Here is a 24,252-nt window from a genome sequence, read left to right as displayed (position 1 = left end):
CGTCCCTGCTCTAGTGGGTTGATCTTTGCTTGTGTCCGGCTCCGGCTCAGGCCGGCAGCCCACGCGCGGCCTGCGCCAGACGGCTGGCGATGCTGCCGTCGATGACCTCGTCGCCGACGCGTACCACGAGCCCGCCGAGGACCTCCGGGTCCACCTCGATCTGCACCGAGATGGTCCGCCGGTAGATCTGCGAGAGCACACCGGCGAGCCGGTCCTCCTGCTCCGCGGTCAGTGGTGCCGCGGCCGTCACGTGCGCGACGGTCCGCTCCCGCCGGGCGGCCGCCAGCTCGGCGAGCTGGCCGACCACTACGTCAAGGCTACGGCCTCGAGGCACGCGAACGGCCTGTTCGAGGAGGTCGAGGGTGTCCTGACCGACTTTGCCGTCGAGCACGGAGTGCAGCAGCTCCAGCCGCCGCTGCGCGGGCGCCTGTGCGTCCGACAGCAGCGTGCGCAGCCGGTTTTCCGACTCCAGCACCCGGCCGAAGCGGAACAGCTCGTCCTCGGTCTCGTCGAGGGTGTTCTCCCGCTCGGCGGCAACCAGCACCGCCTGCCGGCCCAGCAGCTCGACGGTGTCGGCCAGGTCGGCGGCCCGCGACCAGCGCAGCACCGCGACCTCGCGCAACACGGACACGGCCAGATCGCTGATCTTGCCGGCGAAGACCCCGGTGGCGAGGTCACCGCGGACGGACTCGGTGGTCGCCGGGTCGGCAAGGTGCCGCAGGAGCGTGCGCTCCCGTGCCAGCACACCGATCACGGCGGACAACTCGCCGCCGAGCCGGCGCAGCCCGGCGGTGTCGACGTCGGCCGTCAGTGCTTCGAGCCGCTCACGCGCCGTCGCCAGGGATTCCCGGCTGGTGGCATGCATCACGAGCCTCCTTCGCCCGCCGTGGCGCCCGCGCCGACGGTGGTCTCGCCGGGTTCACCTTCCCGCGCCGACACCTGCTCGAGCTCGTCGAGGAAGCGGTCGACGGTGGCCTGCCGGTTGCCGTCCTGTGCGAGGTGTTCCCGCACGACGCGCCCGGCGAGTTCCGTGGACAGCCGGCCGATCTCGGCCCGCAGCTCGCGGATGGCCTGCTGGTGCTGCTGCGCGAGATGGTCCTCCCCGCGCTGCTTGATCCGCTCGACCTCCTGCTCGGCCCGGACCCGCAGTTCCTCGACGATCCGCTGCGCGTCCGCACGGGCCGCGTCCCGGATCTTCGCGGCCTCGGTCCGCGCCTCGGTGACCGCCTCGGCGTACTTCTTCTCCGCCTCGGCAAGCCGCTCGTCCGCGCGCTTGGCCTCCTCGATCTGCTGGCGGATGGCCTCCTGCCGGTCGCGCATCATCTTGCGGACCGGAGGCACTGCCTTCCACCAGAGCAGGCCGATGATGAGCGCGAACGCGAACAGCGAGCCGATGTACCTGGCGATGTCCATGAGTCAGTCTCCCTTTCGGGCCTGACCGGCGCCCTGCTCGGCGAGGAAGGCATCGATGGTCTCGCGGTGGGTTTCACCAGCGATGACGCCCTCCCCGACCACACGGCCGGCCAATGCGGTGGACAGGCTCGGAACGGCCTCTCGCAGCTCGCTCAGCACCTGCTCCCGCTGCGCGGCGAGGTCTTCCTCGCCGCGCCGCAGGATGTCCGAGATCTCCGCCTGGGCCCGCTCCCGGTGCTCGTCGAGAATGCGCTGGCCCTCGGCCCGCGCCTCGTCCCGGATGCGGTTCGACTCCGCGCGCGCCTGCGCCAGCTCCTCGGCGTACTTCGCCTTCGCGGCTTCGAACTTCTCCCCTGCCTGACGGCTCTCGTCGAGCTGCCGCTGCAACATGTCGTGCCGTTCGGCCATCGCCTTCTGCACCGGCGGCAACACGAAGCGCCAGATCACGAGCAGCACGAGCAGGAAGATGATCAGCTCGACGAAGAAGGTGCCGTTGGGGAGCAGGAAGTTGTTCCCCTCGGCCAGCACATCGCGCGACATGATCAGCCCTTGCCCAGCGAGAAGACGAACAGCGCCATGAAGGCGAGGTTGATGAAGTAAGCCGCTTCGACCAGACCCACCGTGATGAAGAACGGGGTGAACAGCCGGCTCTGGGCCTCCGGCTGCCGCGCGATCCCCGCGATGAACTGGCTACCGGCCAAGCCGTCACCGATACCGGCACCGATCGCGCCGCCGCCCAGGATCAGCCCGCCGCCGATCATGGCTCCAGCCATCGTGATCGCGGTGTTGATGTCTGCCATGACTCTCCCTAACCGATTTTCCTTGAAACGCTTTTCGGACTATTGACTATCCAGACCCGGAGTCGCGGTGAACTCAATGCTCATGCTTCTCCATGGCCTGTCCGAAGTAGAGGATCGTAAGCAACGCGAAGATGAAGGCCTGGATAAATCCGACGAACAGGTCGAAGGACTTCCAGATGAAGTTCGGTGCCCAGAGGATATAGGCGGGGAACATCGCGATCAGCGACACCAGAATGGTGCCGGCGAACACGTTCCCGAAAAGCCGCAGTGACAGCGAGACGGGCTTGCTGATTTCCTCGATGATGTTGATCGGGGCCAGGAACGACACGTGGCCCTTGACCAACTGCTTGGCGTGCTTGCCCGCGCCGCGGCGGCGTGCGCCGGCCACGTGCGTCCAGACGAAGACCAGCAAGGCCAGCGCGAACGTGAAGTTGGTGTCCGACGCCGGTGGCGGGATGATGTCGGCGGTGTCCGTCTGCGCGGGCAGCACCGAAAGCCAGTTCGCCACCAGGATGAACACGAACAGGGTGACCGCCAGCGGCACCACGAAGGGTGCCACCCGGACGCCGATGCTGCTCTCCACCTGTCCACGCACCCAGGTCGTGACGGACTCCCAGAACAGTTGGATGCCGCTGGGCACCCCCGCGGTGACCTTCGCACGCAGCAGGAAGCCCAGCGCGATCACGACCGCCGCGGCGATCACCGTCGCGATGATCGTGTCCGCGTTGAACGTCATGCCGAACAGTTCGAATGTCGAGTGGTGCCCGACTTCGACCTCGGCGGCGAGAACTTGGTCAGTCATTGCTGGCGAAGCTCCTTAACTACGGTTCCAGCCGTGCTGGCGGTGATGATGAACTGGAACACGGCCAATCCCACGAACACACCGAGGCCATCCGGACGGACGAGCAACCCGATGCCGACCGCGAGCACGGTGATAACCGCCAACCTACCGACCGCGGCGAACGCCAGAGCGCGCTTGTTCGGATTCTCCGTGATGGTGGCACGCGAGACGGATCGCTGGACGAGCCGGGTGTTGAGCAGGCCGAGCGCCAGGCCGAGACAGCCGAAGACGCCCATCAGGATGTGGCCGAGCAGACCGGTGGCGAGCAGACCGAGTGCCCCCATCGCCCCGGACATGATCAGGGGGCGCCGGAGGTTGAGCATTTTGCCGCCGGGTATGGACGACACGGCGTTCGAAGCTGACACGGCTAGACCCTCGACCTCACTAGCGGAACTTCCGGAACTGCGAATAGGCGACCGTGCATGCTGTCACGATGCCAACCGCGAGCCCGGCGAAAACGAACGCCGGGGAAGTGTGTAAACGACTGTCGGCGAAAAAGCCAAGTACGGTGAACCCCACCACGAGGACGACGATCGTGGACCCCAGGCCGATGAGCTCTGCGGGACTCGGCGACTTACCCGGCACGGCGCGCCTCCTGTTCCGGTCAAGGCCGGGGACGCAGACGCCGGCCGGTGGGTCGACGCGGAGGTGAACACCTCACCTTCGGCTGCTACCAGCGCGCCCAACCTGGCTCCTTCCGGTTCTCCCGGCCGGCGTTAACTCCGCCGGGGGAATCGTCACGATCTGGACTTAACGTACCCGATACGTTTCGGACACGCGCAGGCGGGCATCAGTCCCTCGTTACCGGGACCGCGCAGGACTCGCAACCGGTGCCCGGGAACGGATCCCTCGCAAGCATCGGCCGGGGCGACAGCGCTCGATCGCCACACTGCTGGTCGGGGGTCCGCCACCGGGAGATCGGCTCGAGCCGCCTCTCCACGCCGTGGAGAGTACCAGCCGGGTACGACACGCCGTACAGGCGTACTCTTTTCCGGCTTCCTGACGCGGCCTGTGCTTGCTTCACGCTCCTCATGTCCCACCTCCGATGTCGCCGAACCCGTCATTGACACCGAAACTACGTGGGGGACAGAGGTTGCGCGATTACCTCGCAGGTATAGCCGCGCGCCGGTCCGCCACCCTACTCCGGTGCGCGTCCGAGTCGATGATCGACCCCGTCAGCCCGTGGTCGAGTTCTGCGCCCGCCTCAGGCGGGGGATCACCGACACGATCGCCGCGACCACGATTCCCGCGCCGACGATCCAGCCCACGGTGGCCTTGTCGAACAGAGTGAGCGAGACCGCGCCGAAGCCCAGCAGGCCGGCCCACAGGTAGATGAGCAGTACCGCGCGCCGCTGGGAATGCCCGATCTCCAGCAACCGGTGGTGCAGGTGCATCTTGTCCGCCGCGAACGGGCTTTCCCCGCGCCGGGTCCGGCGGATCACGGCCATCACCAGGTCCAGCATCGGCAGGAACAACACCGCGATGACGACCAGCAAAGGGGCCAGCAGCGCGATCAGGTCGGAGCCGCCGAACCGGATGTAGTTGATCTTGCCGGAGGCGGAGGTGGTGGCGCCGGCGAGCATCAGGCCGATCATCATCGAGCCGGAGTCACCCATGAAGATCCGGGCGGGCTGGAAGTTGTGCGGCAGGAAGCCGAGGCACGCGCCGGCCAGCGTGGCGGCGATCAGCGCGGGCGGGTAGGTGCCGACGTCGCCGCCGGCCGAGGAGAGCAGGCCGATGGAGAAGGTGGCGGTGGCCGCGGCCGCGATCAGGCCCAGGCCGGCCGCCAGCCCGTCCAGGCCGTCAACGAAGTTCATCGCATTGACCAGCACCACCACCAGCAGGACCATCAGCAGGCCACCCTGGTTGTTGCCGAGGATCACCATCGAGCCGAGCGAGTTGCCGTTGCCGCCCCAGGGCACCCAGAAGGCGTTCCACTGCACCCCGAAGATGACCAGGATCCCGGCACACAGCACCTGGCCGGCCAGCTTGGTCCAGGCGTCGATCTCGAACCGGTCGTCCAGCGCCCCGATCAGCACGATCACCGCGCCGCCGATGAGCACGCCGACCGGGTCGAACGAGAACTCGAAGGCGCGGCGCAGCACCGGCAGCTGGTGCGCCATGGCCATCCCGCCGACCACGCCCAGGTACATCGCGATGCCGCCCATCCGCGGGATCGGCTTGACGTGCACGTCGCGGGCACGCGGGTTGGCGATCGCGCCCGCCCGGATGGCGAACCGGCGGATGAGGCCGGTGAGCAGGTAGGTCAGCGCGGCCGAGATCAGCCCGACCAGGATGTACTCGCGGATCGGGAGACCGGCGGTAGCAACGGGAGTCATCGCAAGGGCTCTCGAGGGCTCAGGAGTTGGCGGTCACCGGCACACCGAGCACTTCGGACACCGCCTCGGCGCTCACCGAGCCCTCCCGCAACAGGACGGGTTCACTGCCGGTGAGATCGACGATCGAGGACGGCACCGGCTCGCCACTCGGCCCGCCATCGAGATAGACCGACACCGTGGTGCCGAACTGCTCCTGCGCCTCGTCGATGGTGGCGGCGGGCGAACGGCCGGAGATGTTCGCGCTCGACACCGCCATCGGGCCGACGTCGCGCAACAGCTCCAGCGCCACCGGATGCAGCGGCATGCGGAGCATCACCGTGCCACGCGTGGCGCCGAGATCCCACTGCAGGCTGGGCGCGTGAGGCAGCACAATGGACAGATCACCGGGCCAGAATGCCTCGATCAAAGCCTTTGCCTGCGAGGAAACTCCCAGCACCAGTCCATCCACTGTGGACCACGAACCGACGAGCACGCCGACCGGCATGTCCGGACCACGGTGCTTGGCCCGCAGCAGCCCGCGCACCGCCTCGGCGTCGAAGGCGTCGGCACCGATGCCGTACACGGTGTCCGTGGGCAAGACCACCAGCCTGCTCGAGCGCACCGCGCCCGCCGCCGCCGTGAGTCCCTCGGCCCGGCTTTCGGCCCGGTTACAGTCGTACACCGCCATGCAGGGAGCCTATCGCCCACCCGCAACGCCGGGCCGGCAAGGCCACACAACCGCGTGAGACCGTCAGGGGCTGGTGGCGCGGCGGGCGGTGACGAACCGCGGGCGACCGGCCAGATCGGGGTGGTCGGCCACGTCGGTGAGCACCTTGCGGGCCGCTACCAACGACGGGACCGCCGAGCCGTGGGTGTCGTCGTGCTCGATCGCGACGCCACCGCCCGGCTTGAGCAGACGCGCGGCGGTCGCGATCACCTGGCGGATCACGGCCAAGCCGCCGTCGGCGGCGAACACCGCCTGGGGCGGATCATGGTCGACCACCTCGGGGGGCAGGTCACCGCCGGGCGGCACGTACGGCGGGTTGCACAACACGAGGTCCACCAGCCCGTCGAGCTCGGCGAAGATCGTGGGGTCGCCGACGTCACCGGAGTACAGCCGGATCGGCGTGTCCCCCGCCGCGGCGCGGGCATCGGCGTTGTGGCGGGCCCAGGCCAGCGCGTGCGGGTCGACGTCCACCGCGTAGACCACCGCGTCCGGCCGGGCGTGCGCGACCGCCAGCGCCAGCACGCCAGACCCGGTGCACAGGTCCACGACGAGGGGGTATTCGCGGCCCTTGAGCAGGGACCGTCCCCATTCGAACACCAGCTCGGTCTCCGGGCGCGGGATGAACACACCCGGACCGACGTCGACCGTGATCCCGCCGAGCGCCGCCCAGCCGGTGAGGTACTGCAGCGGCACCCGTTTGGCGCGCTGCGCGACGAGCTGGCCGATCGCGTCGATCACCGGCGGATCCACCAGCGGAACGAGCGGCAGGCGCCCACGCTCGACCCCGAGCACGTGCGCGGCCAGCAGCTCCGCATCATTGCGGGGAGACTCGACGCCGGCAGCCTCGAGGATCCTGGTCGCTTCGAGGATCGCGAGTCTCAACGGCTGCCGTTTCACCCCTTTACTTTCCCACAGCGCTCTCCCACCGTGCCTCACGAACCCGCCGTGGCCAGGCGCTCTTCGCGATCGGCCCGGGCCAGGGCGTCGAGCACGGCGTCCAGGTCACCATCGAGAACCTGGTCCAGGTTGTAGGCCTTGAAATTCACCCGGTGGTCGGAAATCCGGTTCTCCGGGAAGTTGTAGGTCCGTACGCGCTCGGAACGGTCGACCGTGCGCACCTGCGACCGCCGCGCGTCGGCCGCCTTGCTGGCCGCCTCCTCCTCGGCGATCGCCTGCAGCCGGGCCTGCAGCACCTGAATGGCCCGCGCCCGGTTCTGGATCTGGGATTTCTCGTTCTGGCAGGACACCACGATCCCGGTCGGCAGGTGCGTCACCCGCACCGCCGAGTCGGTGGTGTTGACGCTCTGCCCGCCCGGTCCCGACGACCGGAACACGTCGATCCGCAGGTCGTTCGGGTCGATCTCGACCTCGACTTCCTCCGGTTCGGGGTAGATCAGCACGCCGGCCGCCGAGGTGTGGATGCGGCCCTGCGACTCGGTCGCCGGCACCCGCTGCACCCGGTGCACGCCGCCCTCGAACTTCAGACGCGACCACACGCCGTCCACGTCGGCGCCCTTGCCCTTGATCGACACCGTGACGTCCTTGTAGCCGCCGAGGTCGGAGTCCACCGAGTCGAGCACCTCGGCCTTCCAGCCGTGCCGCTCGGCGTAGCGCAGGTACATCCGCAGCAGGTCACCCGCGAACAACGCGGATTCCTCGCCGCCCTCCCCCGACTTGATCTCCATCACGACGTCGGAGGAATCGTAGGGGTCGCGCGGCAGCAGCAACTCGGTCAGCCGGGACTCCAGCGCCGAAATGCGGCCGGTGATCTCCTGCGCCTCGGCGGCGAAGGCCGGGTCCTCGGCGGCGAGCTCCTTCGCCGCGGTGAGATCCTCACGAGCGACGTCCAGCTCTTCGACGGCCTTGACCACCGGAGTCAGCTCGGAATAGCGGCGTCCGAGTTTGCGCGCGCGGGCCTGGTCGCTGTGCACGGCCGGGTCCGCGAGCTGCTTTTCCAGCTCGGCGTACTCGTCGAGCAACCCCCGCAGAGATGACGAGTCCACAGCCTTACCTCTTTCGCATTACGCCCTCGCGGTAAATGGTCCACTCACAACGACCATCGCACATGACAGGTGACCACCGGCGGGGGTCCAGGGGGCTCGCCCCCTGGCGGGGGNCTGGGGGNTCGACCCCCAGAAGACACAGCGGAGAGATCATGGCGAAGCGCCCTGCGCGAGCAGGGCGCCGCCAATCTCGCAGCACCTATTTGTCGGCGTTGGTGTTCTTCTGCCGCTTGCCGTAGCGCGCCTCGAACCGCGCGACCCGGCCACCGGTGTCCAGAATCTTCTGCTTGCCGGTGTAGAACGGGTGGCAGGCGGAGCAGATTTCCACGTGGATGTTGCCGGAGGCCTTCGTGCTCCGCGTGGTGAAGGTGTTACCGCAGCCACAGGTCACCGTGGTGACCACGTACTCAGGGTGGATACCGCTTTTCATGGGGTCCTCTCTTGCTGGCCGCCGGGTCCTCGTCGCGAGGTGAACCGGTGCCGGACATTCAGCGGAATGATTCTCGCAGACCACACAACGGGCCACGACCGGAGGGTATTCCCGCGCCCCCGCGTCGCGGCGGGGGCGCGGGGACGATCAGTCGTCGTCGGTGCCGAGCGCGGTCTTGGATACCTGCATCAGGAACTCGATGTTGGTCCTCGTCTTGCGCAGGCGGGACAGCAGCAGGTCGATGGCCTGCTGGGAATCCAGCGCGTTGAGCACGCGGATCAGCTTGTGGTGCACGGCCAGCTCGTCCGGCGAGAGCAGCAGCTCCTCCTTGCGGGTGCCGGAAGGCTGGACGTCCACCGCCGGGAACACGCGGCGCTCGGAGATCTTGCGGTCCAGCTTGAGCTCGGCGTTGCCGGTGCCCTTGAACTCCTCGAAGATGACCGTGTCACCGGTGGAACCGGTTTCCACCATCGCGGTGGCGAAGATGGTCAGCGAACCGCCGTTCTCGATGTTGCGCGCCGCGCCGAGGAACCGCTTCGGCGGGAACAGCGCGGTCGAGTCGACACCACCGGAGAGGATCCGGCCCGACGCCGGGGCCGCCAGGTTATAGGCGCGGCCCAGCCGGGTGATCGAGTCGAGCAGGACCACCACGTCCATGCCCATCTCCACCAGGCGCTTGGCGCGCTCGATGGACAGCTCGGCGACCGAGGTGTGGTCTGACGGCGGGCGGTCGAAGGTGGAGGCGATGACCTCGCCCTTCACCGACCGCTGCATGTCGGTGACCTCTTCCGGCCGCTCGTCCACCAGCACGACCATCAGGTGGCACTCGGGGTTGTTCGTGGTGATCGCGTTGGCGATGTCCTGCAGGATCGTGGTCTTACCGGCCTTGGGCGGCGACACGATGAGCGCGCGCTGCCCCTTTCCGACCGGCATCACCAGGTCGATCACGCGGGTGGTGAGCTTGTGCGACTCGGTCTCCAGACGCAGCCGCTCGTTCGGGTACAGCGGGGTCAGTTTGGTGAACTCCGGGCGCCGCTTGGCCTGCTCCGGCTCCAGCCCGTTGATCGTGTCCACCCGCACCAGCGGGTTGAACTTCTGCCGTTGCTGCTCGCCCTCGCGCGGCTGCTTGACCACACCGGTGATGGCGTCACCACGGCGCAGCCCGTACTTGCGGACCAGCGACAGCGACACGTACACGTCGTTCGGGCCGGGCAGGTAACCGGAGGTACGCACGAACGCGTAGTTGTCGAGCACGTCGAGGATGCCGGCGACCGGCAGCAACACGTCGTCCTCGCGGATCTCGGTCTCCTGGCCGCCCTCGGCACGGCCACCACGGCCACGACGGCGGTCCCGGAAGCGGCGGCCACGACGGCCACCTTCTTCGTCATCCTGGCCGCCATCGGCCGTCGCCTGCCCGCCCTGCTGGGCGCGCTGACCGGCCTGGTTGCCGTTCTGCTGACGGTCCTTCTGCCGGCGTTCCTGGCCGGACTGTCCCTCGCCGCTCTGGCGGTCACCGCCCTGGCGGTCACTGCCCTGGCGGTCACCGCTCTGGCGGTCACCGCGCGACGACTGGCCGGTCCCCTCCGGGCTGCCCTGCGCGCGGCCGGCACCACGCCGACGCCGGCTGCCGGCCTCGCGGCGACCGCCGTCCTCGGCCGACTGTGACTCGGCCTGCTTCTCGGCGGCGGGCTGCGGCTCGGCCTGCTTCGCCTGCTCAGCCGGGCGCTCGGCGGCCGGTTCGGCGGGCTTGTCCGCCGCCGGCTTCTCCGCCGCGGGCTTCTCCGCAGCGGGCTTTTCGGCCGGTACCGCCTTCAGGCCCTCCAGGGGCAGCGTGTTGTCGGCGTTGGCGCGGATCGAAGGGCGGCGCGGGGACTTGCCCTGCCGCTCGCGGATGGCGGCGATGAGATCGCCCTTACGCATCCCCTTGGTGTCCGCGACGCCCAGTTCGTTGGCGAGTTCGCGCAGGTCGGCGATGACCATGCCGGACAGTCCGCCGGTGCGGCGCTTGGGTGCGGCCGTGCCGTTCGCCGGACTTGCCGACTCCGCGGCTCCAGCGCCCTGTTCCAGGTCGCCGCTCAAAAGATCGGTGTTGCTCACACATGTCCTTCCTGACCGATCCACGCCTCCAGGTGGATCAGCGGACGACCGCTCGCGGCTGATCGCGAAGCGGCTTTGTCGTTACCCGGTGCGGCTTCTCCAGCCGAGACCGCAGGTCACAGCGGCGGAGCCGCCACACGGGAGGGTTGCCGTCACCGTATCGGCTCAACGAAAGATGCGATCCGGGAAGGACCCCCGGGACTCACACCGGTGCGGACTGCGCACGGTGATCGAACGCCCCCGAGCGTAGACCGACCGGCGAAGCGGTGCAACAACCACCCCCGGTATGGCGCGAATCCGCCGCAACCATGCTACCGGGTCGTGACCTGCACTCCGGCCACATCCACCGACAGTTCGGTGACTTCGAAACCTTCAACGTCGACAGCCGCCGGCATTATTCCGTCCGTGGTCAGCGCCAGCACCGACGGCCCGGCCCCGGAGATGGCCGCCGCGATCCCGGCTTTCCGCAGGTCATGGACCAGTTGGGCGCTGCGCGGGTACGCCGGCGCGCGGTAATCCTGGTGGAGGCGGTCCTCGGTGGCCGGCAGCAGCAGCGACGGGTCGTGGGTCAGCGCGTGCACGGCCAGCGCGGCCCGGCCCGCGCAGAACGCCGCGTCGGCGTGAGGCACCTGCGGCGGCAGCAACCCGCGCGTCTGCGCGGTGGCCGATCTCACGCCCGGCACGGCCACCACGGGCCGCAGACCGGGATGCGGTTCGAGACGCTCGGCGTGGAACCGGCCGCCCTCGCACCACGCGATGACCAGGCCACCGAACAGGCTGGCCGCGGCGTTGTCGGCATGTCCCTCGAATTCGGCGGCCAGCTGCAGCGCCCCGGCGTCGACCGGCTTCGCCGCCAGGGCGTAACCGGCCGCGATCCCGGCGACCACGGCGGCGGCCGACGAGCCCAGCCCCCGGGCGTGCGGAATCGCGTTCAGGCAGCGCAGGTGCAGGCCGGGCAGCGGCCGGCCGAGATGCTCGCACGCGCGCCGGATCGCGCGCACGACCAGGTGGGTCTCGTCGGTCGGCACGTCCTCGACCCCGTCCGCACCGGCGTCGACGACCTCCACCCGCAGGCCGGACCCGGTCTCCCACAGCTCGATCACGTCGTGCAGGCCGAGCGCCAGGCCCAGCGCATCGAAACCCGGCCCGAGGTTCGCCGTGGACGCGGGCACCCTGACCTTCAGCGAGGCCAGGGTCATTTTTCCTCCGCGAGTTTGCGCGCGACCGCAATCGTGTCGACGGGGCGCTCCTTGTGGAATCGAATCACCTCCGCGACTTGGGCGCCCCGCCGCCCCGCTGGCGGGACAAAGGCGCGCGCTCGGTGGTCACCGTGGTTGCCGCGAGCCAATAACGTACGGGGTTTCATGAGAGCTCCAGCGCGGTGGCCACCGCGCGCGGGTCCACCGCCAGCGGCTCCACCTCGACGTTGCCCTCCAGCGCGGTAGCCGGGTCCTTGAGGCCGTGCCCGGTCACCGTGCACACCACGGTCGAGGACTTCGGCAGGCGCCCGTCGGCGGCGGTGACCAGCAGCCCCGCGACGCTGGTCGCGGACGCCGGCTCGACGAACACCCCCTCGGTGCGGGCCAGCAACCGGTACGCGTCGAGGATCTGCGCGTCGGTGACCGCCTCGAACAGGCCACCGGACTCGTCCCGGGCCTTCACCGCGGTGGCCCAGGAAGCCGGGCTGCCGATGCGGATCGCGGTGGCGATCGTCTCCGGATCGGGCACCGGCTCGCCACGCACCAGCGGCGCGGCTCCCGCGGCCTGGAAGCCGAACATCCGGGGAGCGTGGTCGATGACGCCGTCCCCGGCGTACTCGGTGTATCCGGCCCAGTAAGCGGTGACGTTGCCCGCGTTGCCGACCGGCAGGCAGTGCACGTCCGGCGCCCGGCCCAGTACGTCACAGATTTCCAGCGCGGCGGTCTTCTGCCCGGCGATGCGCGCCGGGTTCACCGAGTTGACCAGCGTGACCGGATAGTCGACCGCGGTCTTGCGCGCGAGTTCGAGACAGTCGTCGAAGTTGCCGTCGATCTGCAGGATCCGCGCCCCGTGCAGGATCGCCTGCGCCAGCTTGCCCATCGCGATCTTGCCCTGCGGGATGAGCACCGCGCAGGTCAGCCCGGCGCGGGCGGCGTAGGCGGCCGCCGAGGCCGAGGTGTTCCCGGTCGACGCGCAGATCACCGCGCGCAGGCCACTGGCCAGCGCGTGCGTGATCGCCACGGTCATCCCGCGGTCCTTGAAGGAGCCGGTCGGGTTGGCGCCCTCGACCTTGAGGAAAACCGTGCAGCCGGTCAGTTCGGACAGATGCGGGGCGGGGATCAGCGGTGTGTTGCCCTCGCCAAGGGTGATGATCCTGGCGCCAGGCGGAACCGGCACCCGGCCGGCGTAGGCCTCGATGATCCCGGGCCACCCGGGGTTGACGGTCATAGCTGTGCGTCCTTCCGCACTCGCGAGGCACACATGTGGACTCGTCGCATGTGTTCAGTCCTCGCCTTCCACCCGCATCACGCTGACCACCTCGTGGACTACGTCCATTTTGCCAATTTCTTCGACGGTGGCCTCCAGCGCGGCCTCCGGCGCCAGGTGCGTGACGATGACCAGGCTCGCGGTCGAGGTCCGGTCCCGCTGGCGGACCGCCGCGATGCTCACCTCGTGTGCGGCGAACACGTGCGCCACCTGGGCCAGCACGCCCGGCCGGTCGGCCACGTCGAGGCTGATGTGGTAGCGGGTCGGGGTCTGCAGATGAGGCCGCACCGGCAGCGCCGCGTGCGCCGATTCCCGGGGACCGCGCCCGCCGAGGACCCGGTTGCGCGCCACCGCGACAAGATCGCCGAGCACCGCGCTGGCCGTGGGCGCACCTCCCGCGCCCTGGCCGTAGAACATCAGCTCGCCCGCCGCGTCGGCCTCGACGAACACCGCGTTGAACGCGCCGCCCACCGCGGCGAGCGGATGACTGCGCGGAATCATCACCGGATGCACCCGGGCCGAGACCGACTCCGTGCCGTCGTCCGCCGTGACCCGCTCACAGATCGCCAGGAGCTTTACCGTGCGCCCCAACGCCTTCGCGGCGGCAATGTCGAAAGAGGACACTCCGGCGATGCCCTCGCGGTGCACGTCCGAAGCGGTCACCCGGCTGTGGAACGCGAGCGAGGCGAGAATCGCCGCCTTCGACGCCGCGTCGTAGCCGTCCACATCCGCCGTCGGATCCGCCTCGGCATAGCCGAGCCGGCTGGCTTCTTCCAGGGTCTCCGCGTAGTTGGCGCCGGTCGAGTCCATTGCGGACAGAATGTAGTTGGTGGTGCCGTTGACGATTCCCATCACCTTGGTGATCCGGTCACCGGCCAGCGATTCACGCAGCGGGCGCAGCAGCGGGATGGCACCCGCCACGGCAGCCTCGAAGTACAGGTCCGCGCCGGCCGCGTCGGCAGCCTCGGACAGCTCCGCGGAATACTCGGCGAGCAGCGCCTTGTTCGCCGTCACCACGGACTTTCCCTTGCGCAGCGCGGAAAGCAGCCAGCCACGCACCGGCTCGATGCCGCCGATCAGCTCCACCACGACGTCCACATCGGACTCGACGAGCGCGCCCGCGTCGGCGGTCAGCAGGTGCCTCGGCAGCTCCGGATGCTTGTCCGGGCGGCGGACCGCGATCCCGGCCAGCTCCACCGGCGCACCGGCACGCGCGGCGAGCTCGTCGGCCTGCTCGGTGAGCAGACGGGCCACCTCGCGGCCGACCGTGCCACACCCGAGCAACGCCACCCGCACCGTCCGACCGTCCACAGTGGACACCTCACTCACTGTTCCTCCGCGGGCTTTCGCGCGAGGCCGGTCATAACGCCTCCAGGTACAACATGTCTTCGACGGTCTCCCGCCGGAGCAGGAGCCTCGCCTCGCCGTCACGAACCGCCACGACCGCGGGCCGGGGCTGGCGGTTGTAGTTGCTCGCCATCGAGTAGCAGTACGCGCCGGTGGCGGCCACCGCCAGCAGGTCGCCCGGGCCGAGGTTATCGGGCAGCCAGGAATCCCGCACCACAATGTCGCCGGATTCGCAGTGCTTTCCCACCACGCGGGACAGCGCCGCGTTCACCTCCGCCGCTCCCCCGTCGTCGCTGGCGCGAGAGACCAGGCGGCAGTCGTAGACGGCGTCGTAGAGCGCGGTGCGGATGTTGTCGCTCATCCCGCCGTCGACGCTCACGTACCGCCGGACCTGTCCGTGGCCGAGTTCGACATGCTTGATGGTGCCCACCTCGTACAGCGTGACCGTGCCCGGCCCGGCGATCGCGCGGCCCGGCTCCACGGCGATCCGCGGCACCTCCAGACCCTCGTGCTCGCACTCCTTGGCGACCATGATCCGGAGCTGCTCGGCGAGGAACTCGGGCGGCGGCGGATCGTCGTCGGCGGTGTAGGCGATGCCGAGGCCACCGCCGAGGTCCACCGTCGACAGCGACTCGAGCGCCGTGTCGCCGTGCTCCTTGTGCAACTCGGCGAGCAGGCCGACCACCCGGCGGGCGGCGACCTCGAACCCGTCGGCGTCGAAGATCTGCGACCCGATGTGGCTGTGCAGGCCGACGAGCTTCAGCGAAGATGCGTTGAGCACCCGGCGGACCGCCTCGGCGGCGTCCCCGGAAGCCAGCGAGAAACCGAACTTCTGGTCCTCGTGCGCGGTCGCGATGAACTCGTGCGTGTGCGCCTCCACACCCACCGTGACCCGCACCAGCACCGCCTGCACGACGTCGCGGCGCGCGGCCACGTCAGCGAGCCGGGCGATCTCGAAGAACGAGTCGAGCACGATCGTGCCGACCCCGGCATCGACCGCGGCCTCCAGCTCGGCGACCGACTTGTTGTTGCCGTGGAAGGTGATCCGCTCCGGCGGGAAGCCCGCCCGCAACGCCACCGCCAGCTCGCCGCCGCTGCAGATGTCCAGGCTCAGCCCCTGCTCGGCCACCCAGCGGGCGATTTCGGTGCACAGGAACGCCTTCGAGGCGTAGTGCACCAGCGCCGGGTCGCCGAACGCACGGGCATGCTCGGCGCAGCGGGACTTGAAGTCGTTCTCGTCGACCACGAACAGCGGCGTGCCGTAGGTTTCGGCGAGCTCGCGAACGTCCACGCCGGCCAGCCGGACCGCGCCGTCGGGCTCGCGGGCGGCGTTGCGCGGCCAGACGCTCGGGTGCAGCCGGTCCAGCTCGTCCGCTGTGGACGGTGGGTGGCCGGCCGTGTCGGCGTGCGGATGGACTTCGGCGTGCCGGGGTCCTGCCGGGTGGACCATCATCGACCTCGTGCTTTGTTCAGAACTTGTGCGGGTATACAGGCGGCCGGGCGCGGGTCAATCGCGAAACTCACCGCGGATCACATCCGTTCCGGCGCGGACACACCGAGCACGGCGAGGCCGTTGGCCAGCACCTGCCGGGCCGCCTCGCACAGCGCGAGCCGGGCGAAGGTGACCGGGGTCGCCTCTTCGTCGCCCTGCGGCAGCACCCGGCCCTTCGCGTCGCGGACGCCCACGTCGTAGAACTTGTGATAGGCGCTGGCCAGGTTCTCCAGGTAGCGGGCCACCCGGTGCGGCTCGCGCAGCTCGGCGGCCGTGTGCAGGACCTTCGGGTACTCACCGATGGTGCGGATCAGATCGCCCTCGCGCGGGTGCGTGAGCAGGCTCAGGTCCGCGTTCGCGTCCAGCTCGAGCCCGAGTTCGGCGGCATTGCGCTGCAGCGAGGCCAGCCGCGCGTGGGCGTACTGGACGTAGTAGACCGGATTTTCGTTGCTGTGCTTGCGAAGCAGATCCAGGTCGATGTCCAGGGTGGAGTCCACCGAGTAGCGCGACAGCTCGTAGCGCGCCGCGTCCACCCCCACGGCCTCGACCAGGTCCTCCATGGTGATCACGGTGCCCGCCCGCTTGCTCATCCGGACCGGCTTGCCCTCGCTGAACAGGTTGACCAGCTGTCCGATGAGCACCTCGACCACGTCCGGGTCGTGCCCCATCGCGGCCGCCGCCGCCTTGAGCCGGGCGATGTAGCCGTGGTGGTCCGCGCCGAGCATGTAGATGCAAAGGTCGAACCCGCGGCCCATCTTGTCCTTCAGGTAGGCCAGGTCCCCCGCGATGTAGGCGGGGACGCCGTCGCTCTTGATGACCACCCGGTCCTTGTCGTCGCCGAACTCGGTGGAGCGAAGCCACCACGCGCCGTCGGCGTGATACAGGCTTTCGGACGCCTTCAGCTCCTCGACCGTGCGGTCGACCTCGCCCGAGGTGTGCAGCGAGGTTTCGGAGAAGTACACGTCGAAATCGGTGCCGAACTCGTGCAGGCTCCGTTTGATCTCGTCGAGCATCAGCGCCATGCCGACCCGGCGGAAGACCTGATGCCGCTCCTCCTCCGGCAGCGCGAGCGCGCCGGGCTCCCGGCGCAGGACCTCGGCGGCGATGTCGACGATGTAGGCGCCCGCGTAGCCGTCCTCCGGTGTGGGTTCGTCCTTCGCCGCCGCGATCAGCGAACGGGCGAAGCGGTCGATCTGGGCGCCCGCGTCGTTGACGTAGTACTCGCGCGTGACCTCAGCGCCCTGCATGGCCAGGATGCGGCCGAGCGCGTCACCGATCGCGGCCCAGCGCGTGCCGCCGAGGTGGATCGGCCCGGTCGGGTTCGCGGACACGAACTCCAGGTTGATGCGGCGGCCGGCCAGCGCGTCGCCGGCGCCGTACTTTTCCCCGGCGGCGAGCACCTGACGGATCTGCTCGCCCTGCGCGGCCGCCGCCAGGCGGAAGTTCAGGAAGCCGGGACCGGCGACCTCGGCGCTGGCCACCCCCTCGTCCTTGGCGACCTCGTCGGCCAGCGCCTGCGCGAAATCGCGCGGGGGCAGCCCGACCTTCTTCGCCACCTGCAGCGCGAGATTGGTCGCGTAATCGCCGTGCTCCGGGTTCCGGGGGCGCTCGATCGTGACGCGTTCGGGCAGGGCGGCGTGGTCGAGGCCACGCGCGGAAAGTACCTGCACGGCGGAGGAACGAACGAGGTCAGCGAGCACGGCGGGAGTCACTCCGCGAGTGTACGGCCGGGCATGCCGGAGGGACGGCCCAGGGATAGCGGCCGGGAAACCGGCTCACCACGGTGGGTATGGCTATAACACACTGGCGGTGGGCGGCCGCTGACAGCAACCAGACACCCGGTCCTTAGACTTCAAGGCATGTCCAGCGGCACGAAGAAGAAGGGCACACCGAAGAAGGTCGCCAAGGCGACCCGGACTTCGGTGGTCGCCAAGCGCGGCGTGCCCTGGGGCACGATCGTCGCGGTGGTGGCGGTGGTCGCACTGGCGGCCGTCGTGATCACGTATTACCTGGTCCAGTCGGCGCCGAAGCGGGCACTCGCGGAATGGACGCCGTCGGCGAGCAACCCCGACCCGTCGACCAAACTCGCCGGTATCGTGATCAAGCCCTACTCCGGCAGCGTGCACATCCTGCCGACCGAACGGGTGGCCTACGACCAGTCGCCGCCGTTCGGGGGCCCGCACGACGGGTACTGGGCGGCGTGCACCGGAACCGTGTACCCGAACGCGGTGCGTTCGGAGAACATGGTGCACTCGCTGGAGCACGGCGCCGTGTGGATCGCCTACAACCCGGACCAGGTGAGCGGGTCGGCGCTGGACACGCTCAAGGCCAAGGTGCAGGGCAAGCCGTACACCATGATGTCGCCCTACCCCGGCCTCGACCGCCCGATCTCGCTGCAGTCCTGGGGTCACCAGCTCAAGGTGGACAGCGCGGACGACGTCAAGATCGACGAGTTCATCACCGCGCTGCGGCAGAACACCAGTACCTACCCCGAGATCGGCGCCTCCTGCGACGCGCTCGGACCGGGCATGTTCGACCCCAGCAACCCGCCGGCGTTCGACCCGAACCCGCCCGGTCCCGACGCCAAGCCGATGGACTACAAGGGTTCCGCCGGAACCCAGCAGGACATGGGCGCCGCTGCATCCGCCCCGGCTTCGGCCCCGGCCTCCGCACCCACGCCATGACCGCGAGCGCCGAGCACGACCTGGTCGTCGAAGCCCGGCCCCCGGCCTGGTCCCGGCCGGTCGTCATCGGTGCGGCGATCATCGCCGTGCTGCTGCTCGGCGCGGCGCTGGGCATGTTCCTCACCCAGCGCGCGCTCAGCGGCGACGACCAGGCCGTGCCGGCCGCCGGTTCGATCGACGTCGGCTTCGCGCAGGACATGTCGACCCACCACACCCAGGCCGTCACGATGGCCAACTGGGAACGCGACCACACGACCGACCCTGAGCTGAAACAGCTGGCGTTCGACATCGAGAGCACCCAGTTGGAGCAGATCGGCCGGATGAAGGGCTGGCTGATGTTGTGGAGCCAGCCCGAGCAGTCCACCGGCGCGCCCATGGCGTGGATGGCCGGGCCCACCGGGCATGGCGGGATGAACATGGGTGGGTCGCCGGCCGCCGCGGGCAACGGCCTGATGCCCGGCATGGCCACCGATGCCGAACTGGCGAAGCTGCGCTCGTTGTCCGGCAAGGAACTCGATGTCTACTTCCTGCAGTTGATGTTGCGCCACCACCAGGGCGGCACGGATATGGCGCAGTACGCGCACGACCACGCCGCGCAGCCGGCGGTGCGCACGCTGGCGCAGAGCATGCTGATCTCGCAGGGCGCGGAGATGGATCAGATGAAGCTGATGCTGGCGGCGCGGGGCGCCCAGCCGCTGCCCTGAGCCTTCACCAGGACAGCTCCTGGCAGCGCCGGGCGGACTCGCGTGTCTCGACCTGGATGGTCGCGTGGTCGATCGAATAGCGCTCCGCGAGCAGGGCCTGCGCGGCGGCCAGCACCCGGGCCGGTTCGGCCGCCGGGTCGACCGCGAGGTGCGCCGAGGCGACCTCCATGCCCGAGGTGAGCGTCCAGACGTGCAGGTCGTGCACGTCGGCGACGCCCGTGAGACCGCCCAGTTCGTGGCTGACCTTTTCGACATCGACCTCTGCCGGCGCGTGCTGGAACAGGATGCGCAGCGCGCGGGCAGCCAGCTTGGCGGTGCGGGGCAACACGAACAGGCCGATCGCGACACCGATGAGCGGGTCGGCGTAACGCCAGCCGGTGAGCATGGTGATCGCGCCGCTGAGCAGCACGCCGAATGATCCGATGAGGTCGGCCAGCACTTCGAGGTAGGCACCCCGGATGTTGAGGCTCTCCTTCGCGCCGCTCCGCAACAGCCCGAACGACACGAGGTTCGCCGCGATACCCGCCGTCGCGGTGAGCAGGACCGGCAGCCCGGGCACCGCGGGCGGCTCACTGATCCGCCCGATCGCTTCGACGAGCACGTACCCGGCGACCCCGAACAGCAGCACCGCGTTGGCTAGCGCGGCCAGGACCTCACCCCGGTACATCCCGAACGTGCGCCGGAACGTCGGGCCGCTGCCACGCGCCAGCACGATCGCGATGAGCGAGATGCCGAGCCCGAAGACGTCGGTGAGCATGTGGGCGGCGTCGGAAATCAGCGCCAGCGAGCCCGTCAGGGCCCCGACGACGACCTCCACGACCAGGAACGCCAATCCGACGCCCAGCGCGGCGCCCAGCCGCCAGAGGTAGCGCCCGGAGGCGCCGGCATGCGCACCGTGTCCGTGTTCCATGCAGTCGCCTCCTCTCCTCATATATAGTGACATGCGCATGTATGCAGCACAAGCAGCTCGCGCCACCAGAGGTGACCACCCGAGTGGTCCGAAAAGCCGATGCGCTAAGCTTTCGTTGTCGCAAAGCGATGAAGCCCTCGTAGCTCAGGGGATAGAGCACTGCCCTCCGGAGGCAGGTGTCGCAGGTTCGAATCCTGCCGAGGGCACATAGGTCTGAACACGAAAAATCGGCCCCAACCAGCGAGAACGCCGGTTGGGGCCGTTCTTCTTCTACCCGGCCGGTCCCGATCAGATACGGCCGAATACCGCCGTCAGCGTGCAATGCACGTGCGCGGTCAGTTTGGGGTGCCCGAGCGCCGCCTGAACGTGTCGTCGGGCAACCGTCTCCTGCCCGTAGAGCATCGCGGCGCAGATCTCCATCAACACCAGTCATGCGGTCGGCGTGCCGGGCCATACCCATAGACCTTGACGTGGCGCCATAGCAACGCAGTCAACTCGGGCGCCCCGTTGTCACCTGGTCGACACTCGTGTTAAATGTCGGCCGTGCGACCTAAAAATAGGCCAGGCGGCCGAACATTCGCGGACGAGGCGCGGCGTCGACAGTTGGTGGAGTGCGCGATCGAGGTGATCGCCGAGGAGGGGTTCGCGCAGGCATCGCTGGCGAAGATCGCGCAGCGCGCCGGGGTGGCCAAGAGTGTGGTGTCGTACCACTTCGCCAACAAGGACGAGTTGGTCGAGCAGGTGTTGATGGCCGTCTCGACGGCGAGCGCCGAGATGTTGCCGGAGCGCATGGCGGCGGCCGGCACCGCGCGGGACAAGCTGCGGGTGATCATCGAGTCGCTGGTGGAGTTCATCGACTCGCACCGCACATATGCCCTGGCCGCATTGGAGGCGGCGAACATGAGGCGTTCGCTGCCGGGCCGGCTCCAGCTGGTGACCGACCGGAAAAGTGGCGTCGGCGACGACATCCAGCGACTTTTCGTCGAGGGCCAGGAAAACGGTGAGTTCGGCGAGTTCGATTCGCACGTGCTGGGCGTGATGTTCGGGCAGGCCATCGAGGCGGTCGTGCTGGAGGCCGCGCTCGATCCGGACGCCGACCTGACCGCCTTCGCGGCCGAACTGGTGGCGATGTTCGACCGTGCGACAAGGAGAGAGACGGGGAGAAAATCGTGAGCAAGGGCAAGAAGGCGCTGATCGTTGCTTTTGGTTCCCGCGGCGATGTGGCCCCGACGGCCGGGGTCGGGGCTCGGCTGCGCGAGGCCGGCTATGACGTGACCCTGGCCGCGGACAAGGCGTTCGCCACGCTCGTGGAGGACGCGGGGCTGGGATTCCATCCGCTGATCGGGGACGCGCGTGCCGCGGCTGCGTCGGAGTTGCACTCCGACGCAGTCCGAGATGGCATGGCTTCCCGGAGTGGTGCCAAGCTGCTGAAGGCGGCTAAACAGTTCATTCGCGCTCTGAACATCAACGTTGCCGGCATCACCGCCGACAGCGGCGCGGACATCGTGCTGTTCAACGCACTCGGCGCGGCCGCCTATCACGTCGCGCAGGCACGCGGCATCCCCAGCGTCGGCCTGCACCTGCAACCCCAACAGCCCACCGCCGAACTGCCCCCCACGACGCTCGGCCATTCCCTCGGCCGGCTCGGGAACCGACTCGCCACCGGGCTCATCCGCTTGTTCGAACGGATGTACTTCGCCGACATCAACGACATCCGCGCCGAGCACGACCTGCCCCCCACGACGCCGGCCGCCACCTACCGCAAGCAGGCCGCCGAACAGTGGCCGATCCTCCACGGCATCAGCCGCCACGTCGTACCCCGCCCGCGCGACTGGCGCCCCGGCCTGGAGATCGTGGGCTACTGGTGGCCGACCATGCCATCCGGCTGGACGCCACCCGAGGACCTCCGCCGGTTCCTCGACGCCGGCCCACCGCCGGTGTTCGTCGGGCTAGGCAGCACCAACCCCGGCAACCCCGAACACCTCAGCGGCGTTGTCACCGCGGCGCTGCGGCGAGCCGGGCAGCGCGGCGTCATCCAGGCCGGCTGGGCAGAACTGTCCACAAGCGACGATGACATGCTCACGATCGGCGACGTGCCGCACGAATGGCTGTTTCCCCGCATGGCAACGGTCGTACATGCCGCCGGCGCCGGCACCACGGCCGCCGGACTGCGCGCCGGTGTTCCCACCGTGCCCGTCCCGGTCACCCGCGACGGACCGTTCTGGTCCTACCGCCTGACCACGCTCGGCGTCAGCCCGGGTGCCATTCGGTTCAAGAAACTGACCATCGACAGCCTCGCCGACGCCGTCCGGGAAGCCGTCACCAACCCCGTATACACGCGACGAGCGACGGAGCTGGCCACCAACATCGCAACCGAGGACGGTGCCGGCCAGGTCCTCACCACCGTCACCAACCTCACCTGAGCCGCCGGACGGCTCACGGCAGATGAGCGCACTCCTGCTGAATCAATAGGACTTTTCCCCCACCTGTGGACAGTCCGTGGATAGACCGGCGTACCCCCGAACGGTTCGATCCCGTTTCCACGGATCAGAGGACCAGCGGAGGTTTGCTCGGATGCACCCCCGGAGGCAGGTGTCGCAGGTTCGAATTCTGCCGAGGGCACCCAGGCCAGAGCGTTGTTTCGGTGCGCCAAGATCACTTCTGGGGCACACACCGCGTGATTCAACAGGTCTGCGATCTCGTCCAACTGATCCGGCACCAGGTGCCGACGAAAGAGGCGTGATCGAGACGCCATCAGGCGACCGGATGGCCCCACCAAGCAGGCCGTTTGATCGGGACCACGACGCGCCCAGGCACCAGCAGCGCTGTCCAGATTAAAGGTTTGGCTGGAGCCACGACCCCTGCGATGCTGCGCGCATGGGCAGGTCATATATCGACTTCGGAGGCCAGGGCTTCTGGACACGCGACGGGTATGCGGAACTCTGGCTTTATCTGATTTGCGTCGAAATCGAAGCCACACCGTCAGCGCCGCTGTGGCTTCGTCACGCTCGTGAGCGTTGGTACATCGAGGCAACGGCCGGTATCGGCGGCTGTATCTCTCCCATGTTCGACAGTCACCTAACCGACGACGAGCGGGTGAGAGTCGTTCTCGGGTTACACGACGAAGCGCGCCGACGCGTGGAGTCCTATGGTGAAGTCCTGCCCCGCGAGGTAGCCGAAGGCATTCCTTGGTTCAGTGGCAACTATCCGACCGCGCACCTGTTGACCCAGTTTGACCTCTTCGATCGCCTGCTTCGACGCGAGTACATCGTGGACGACGAACCTGGGCCAACGCTCACCCAGGACGAACACGACCGCATACACCGTTACGTGCAGCAAGGTAAGACACTCACCGAAGCCCTCGCTCTGCTCCAAGCAAATGGTTCGTAACGAGAGCCACCGCCCCGTCGAACCAGTCTTTTACCCGGCCAGTCCTGACCCAGTACGGGCGTCAGCGTGCATTCGCGGGTTAGCCACCGTGCCTAACAGCGGCGCTCGGCGCGATCCTCCGTGGCCTGTCCGCGGCGCGCTGTGCCCGGCTTCGCCTGCTCCACCACGGCACCGGTGGCGTGGTTACGTCACCGTTCGGCGCGACCGGTCCGGCGGCACCACCACCGGTGCGCGGCGAGCCCGGCGGCCGAATGTAGTGGGCTCCCGCCGATGATCAGCAATGGCCTCGACCACGCATCCGACGACGATTTCGCCGAAGGCCGGATACACCGGCCAGGCCAGGAACTCGCGAACGTCCCGCCGACCATGCAGCCCGCGCCAATCTCAACCGAACTCCAGATCACCCAAACGTGTATCGAACGTACGTCCTAAAGTTGATAGCATGGTGGCATGTCCGAGGTGGCTCCCGTTTCCCGGTTGTGGCAGGTTCCCGATGGGGACCTGACCGCGCTGTTGGTGGCGTGTGAGCAAAAGCTGCGGACCGGCTACGCCGAGATGCTCGCGATCGTGGGGGAGATCCAGCAGCGCGGGTTGGGCAAGTCCTTGGGGTTCAAGGACAATGTCGCGTTC

Annotated in this window: 25 protein-coding genes, 1 tRNA gene and 1 pseudogene; 7 read left to right on the top strand and 20 right to left on the bottom strand. The window is 68.9% G+C overall.

Annotated elements, in window-relative coordinates; all coding sequences use genetic code 11:
* Positions 1-46 precede the first annotated feature (46 nt).
* The 18 genes from A3CU_RS0134880 to argS all read right to left on the bottom strand — a co-directional run bounded on the left by A3CU_RS0134880 (position 47) and on the right by argS (position 17,646).
* Positions 47-865, bottom strand: coding sequence for a F0F1 ATP synthase subunit delta (locus tag A3CU_RS0134880; RefSeq protein WP_027946118.1), 819 nt, complete (start codon positions 863-865; stop codon positions 47-49).
* Positions 865-1,413: a F0F1 ATP synthase subunit B gene (atpF, locus tag A3CU_RS48300; RefSeq protein WP_052372712.1), complete on the bottom strand. Its 549-nt coding sequence runs from the start codon at positions 1,411-1,413 to the stop codon at positions 865-867. The genes A3CU_RS0134880 and atpF overlap by 1 nt, the downstream gene beginning before the upstream one ends.
* Before the next feature lie 3 nt (positions 1,414-1,416).
* On the bottom strand, positions 1,417-1,953 hold the full coding sequence (locus A3CU_RS48295) for a F0F1 ATP synthase subunit B (protein ID WP_063628955.1): 537 nt from the start codon (positions 1,951-1,953) through the stop codon (positions 1,417-1,419).
* A 2-nt stretch (positions 1,954-1,955) separates the two neighbouring features.
* Entirely contained in the window at positions 1,956-2,213 is a 258-nt protein-coding gene (locus tag A3CU_RS0134865) for a F0F1 ATP synthase subunit C (RefSeq protein WP_027946117.1), read from the bottom strand.
* Positions 2,214-2,286: 73 nt separating this feature from the next.
* The gene (gene atpB, locus A3CU_RS0134860; RefSeq protein ID WP_027946116.1) at positions 2,287-3,015 is read right to left on the bottom strand and encodes a F0F1 ATP synthase subunit A; all 729 of its coding nucleotides are present in this window, start codon (positions 3,013-3,015) and stop codon (positions 2,287-2,289) included.
* Positions 3,012-3,419 carry a hypothetical protein gene (locus tag A3CU_RS0134855; protein ID WP_211246600.1) on the bottom strand — a complete coding sequence of 136 codons (408 nt, stop codon included), beginning with the start codon at positions 3,417-3,419 and terminating at the stop codon, positions 3,012-3,014. Before A3CU_RS0134855 ends, atpB begins: the two co-directional genes overlap by 4 nt.
* A 19-nt stretch (positions 3,420-3,438) precedes the next feature.
* Complete coding sequence (locus A3CU_RS55890; RefSeq protein ID WP_043843658.1) at positions 3,439-3,639, bottom strand: AtpZ/AtpI family protein; 201 nt, start codon at positions 3,637-3,639, stop codon at positions 3,439-3,441.
* Positions 3,640-4,229: 590 nt separating this feature from the next.
* Entirely contained in the window at positions 4,230-5,393 is a 1,164-nt protein-coding gene (locus tag A3CU_RS0134845) for a glycosyltransferase family 4 protein (protein WP_027946114.1), read from the bottom strand.
* 19 nt (positions 5,394-5,412) lie between these two features.
* Positions 5,413-6,060 (bottom strand): L-threonylcarbamoyladenylate synthase, encoded by a 648-nt coding sequence (locus tag A3CU_RS0134840; RefSeq protein ID WP_043843656.1) that lies wholly within the window; start codon positions 6,058-6,060, stop codon positions 5,413-5,415.
* A gap of 63 nt (positions 6,061-6,123) precedes the next feature.
* Positions 6,124-6,996, bottom strand: a complete 873-nt coding sequence (gene prmC, locus A3CU_RS0134835; protein WP_027946112.1) for a peptide chain release factor N(5)-glutamine methyltransferase — start codon at positions 6,994-6,996, stop codon at positions 6,124-6,126.
* Positions 6,997-7,031: 35 nt separating this feature from the next.
* Complete coding sequence (gene prfA / locus A3CU_RS0134830; RefSeq protein ID WP_027946111.1) at positions 7,032-8,102, bottom strand: peptide chain release factor 1; 1,071 nt, start codon at positions 8,100-8,102, stop codon at positions 7,032-7,034.
* A 199-nt stretch (positions 8,103-8,301) separates the two neighbouring features.
* Entirely contained in the window at positions 8,302-8,532 is a 231-nt protein-coding gene (gene rpmE, locus A3CU_RS0134825) for a 50S ribosomal protein L31 (protein ID WP_027946110.1), read from the bottom strand.
* 147 nt (positions 8,533-8,679) lie between these two features.
* On the bottom strand, positions 8,680-10,629 hold the full coding sequence (rho, locus tag A3CU_RS0134820; RefSeq protein ID WP_027946109.1) for a transcription termination factor Rho: 1,950 nt from the start codon (positions 10,627-10,629) through the stop codon (positions 8,680-8,682).
* 311 nt (positions 10,630-10,940) lie between these two features.
* Positions 10,941-11,828, bottom strand: a complete 888-nt coding sequence (gene thrB / locus A3CU_RS0134815; protein WP_027946108.1) for a homoserine kinase — start codon at positions 11,826-11,828, stop codon at positions 10,941-10,943.
* 163 nt (positions 11,829-11,991) lie between these two features.
* Positions 11,992-13,056, bottom strand: a complete 1,065-nt coding sequence (thrC, locus tag A3CU_RS0134810; protein ID WP_027946107.1) for a threonine synthase — start codon at positions 13,054-13,056, stop codon at positions 11,992-11,994.
* A gap of 54 nt (positions 13,057-13,110) precedes the next feature.
* On the bottom strand, positions 13,111-14,415 hold the full coding sequence (locus A3CU_RS0134805; RefSeq protein ID WP_027946106.1) for a homoserine dehydrogenase: 1,305 nt from the start codon (positions 14,413-14,415) through the stop codon (positions 13,111-13,113).
* Between the two features lie 40 nt (positions 14,416-14,455).
* Complete coding sequence (gene lysA, locus A3CU_RS0134800) at positions 14,456-15,895, bottom strand: diaminopimelate decarboxylase (protein WP_027946105.1); 1,440 nt, start codon at positions 15,893-15,895, stop codon at positions 14,456-14,458.
* Positions 15,896-15,972: 77 nt separating this feature from the next.
* The gene (gene argS / locus A3CU_RS0134795; protein WP_027946104.1) at positions 15,973-17,646 is read right to left on the bottom strand and encodes an arginine--tRNA ligase; all 1,674 of its coding nucleotides are present in this window, start codon (positions 17,644-17,646) and stop codon (positions 15,973-15,975) included.
* A gap of 147 nt (positions 17,647-17,793) precedes the next feature.
* On the opposite strand from argS, the gene A3CU_RS0134790 reads away from it, so the two are divergent.
* Positions 17,794-18,618, top strand: coding sequence for a thioredoxin-like domain-containing protein (locus A3CU_RS0134790; protein WP_052372709.1), 825 nt, complete (start codon positions 17,794-17,796; stop codon positions 18,616-18,618).
* Positions 18,615-19,322: a DUF305 domain-containing protein gene (locus A3CU_RS0134785; protein ID WP_052372707.1), complete on the top strand. Its 708-nt coding sequence runs from the start codon at positions 18,615-18,617 to the stop codon at positions 19,320-19,322. The genes A3CU_RS0134790 and A3CU_RS0134785 overlap by 4 nt, the downstream gene beginning before the upstream one ends.
* 4 nt (positions 19,323-19,326) lie before the next feature.
* Here A3CU_RS0134785 and A3CU_RS0134780 read toward each other — a convergent pair whose 3' ends face one another.
* Positions 19,327-20,232, bottom strand: coding sequence for a cation diffusion facilitator family transporter (locus tag A3CU_RS0134780; RefSeq protein WP_027946101.1), 906 nt, complete (start codon positions 20,230-20,232; stop codon positions 19,327-19,329).
* A gap of 133 nt (positions 20,233-20,365) precedes the next feature.
* Between A3CU_RS0134780 and A3CU_RS0134775 the strand changes: the two genes are divergently transcribed.
* Positions 20,366-20,438: transfer RNA gene (locus A3CU_RS0134775), tRNA-Arg, on the top strand.
* Positions 20,439-20,520: 82 nt separating this feature from the next.
* Here the strand turns inward: A3CU_RS0134775 and A3CU_RS53075 are convergent.
* On the bottom strand, positions 20,521-20,658 hold the full coding sequence (locus A3CU_RS53075) for a hypothetical protein (RefSeq protein ID WP_156960726.1): 138 nt from the start codon (positions 20,656-20,658) through the stop codon (positions 20,521-20,523).
* Between the two features lie 180 nt (positions 20,659-20,838).
* Here A3CU_RS53075 and A3CU_RS0134765 point away from each other — a divergent pair, with 180 nt between their 5' ends.
* The 4 genes and pseudogenes from A3CU_RS0134765 to A3CU_RS48280 all read left to right on the top strand — a co-directional run.
* Positions 20,839-21,405, top strand: coding sequence for a TetR/AcrR family transcriptional regulator (locus A3CU_RS0134765; protein ID WP_052372705.1), 567 nt, complete (start codon positions 20,839-20,841; stop codon positions 21,403-21,405).
* A complete protein-coding gene (locus tag A3CU_RS0134760; RefSeq protein WP_043843652.1) occupies positions 21,402-22,655 on the top strand; it encodes a glycosyltransferase in 1,254 nt (417 codons plus the stop codon). Before A3CU_RS0134765 ends, A3CU_RS0134760 begins: the two co-directional genes overlap by 4 nt.
* A gap of 454 nt (positions 22,656-23,109) precedes the next feature.
* Positions 23,110-23,622: a hypothetical protein gene (locus tag A3CU_RS50290; protein ID WP_052372704.1), complete on the top strand. Its 513-nt coding sequence runs from the start codon at positions 23,110-23,112 to the stop codon at positions 23,620-23,622.
* A gap of 450 nt (positions 23,623-24,072) precedes the next feature.
* Positions 24,073-24,252: pseudogene (locus A3CU_RS48280) on the top strand (hypothetical protein); the annotation flags it as partial.

It is taken from the genome of Amycolatopsis taiwanensis DSM 45107 (genome assembly GCF_000519205.1).
GTDB classification, from domain to species: Bacteria; Actinomycetota; Actinomycetes; order Mycobacteriales; family Pseudonocardiaceae; genus Amycolatopsis_E; species Amycolatopsis_E taiwanensis.
Note: the sequence above shows the minus strand (reverse complement) of the source record. Positions and strands in the feature narration are given on the sequence as shown.